Raw genomic sequence first — 381 nt, 5'->3', positions numbered from 1 at the left:
TTGTTACGCTTGTTTATAATGCGTCCAAGTTAGCCGTAGATCGTATACGCCATCAGGTGAAAAACACAAAAAAAGCGACAGCTTAATTTCTAAAAAACAACACTCTAGCATTAGATGAAGTTTACAGCTTTTTTGGAAAAGCAATTGTGAAATTGATTCATATACATCTGATTTGATAAAAATTCTTTCTCAATTCTTATTCAATAACACCATACGAGGAAATTTTTATATTTGGCGTTATATTCACCGTCGCCTTTGCAAACTCGTCTGGCCAACGATCTTTGTTTTTTTTCCAATGTTCATATTGATGCGCACGTGCATACCAGCCAAATTTAAAAGGATCCAGCTTTTCTTTTTTCACTTTTTCAACGAAGGCTGTAA

The 381-nt window shown here is 34.4% G+C and carries 1 protein-coding gene; it reads right to left on the bottom strand.

Translation table 11 applies throughout. The features are described 5' to 3' along the window. Positions 1–196: 196 nt before the first annotated feature. Positions 197–381, bottom strand: a 185-nt coding sequence (locus tag HMPREF0083_RS20965; protein ID WP_021623771.1) for a Ger(x)C family spore germination C-terminal domain-containing protein, incomplete at its 5' end; no start/stop codon positions are given.

Origin of the sequence: Aneurinibacillus aneurinilyticus ATCC 12856, assembly GCF_000466385.1 — a bacterium.
In the GTDB taxonomy this organism is placed as follows: domain Bacteria; phylum Bacillota; class Bacilli; order Aneurinibacillales; family Aneurinibacillaceae; genus Aneurinibacillus; species Aneurinibacillus aneurinilyticus.
Note: the sequence above shows the minus strand (reverse complement) of the source record. Positions and strands in the feature narration are given on the sequence as shown.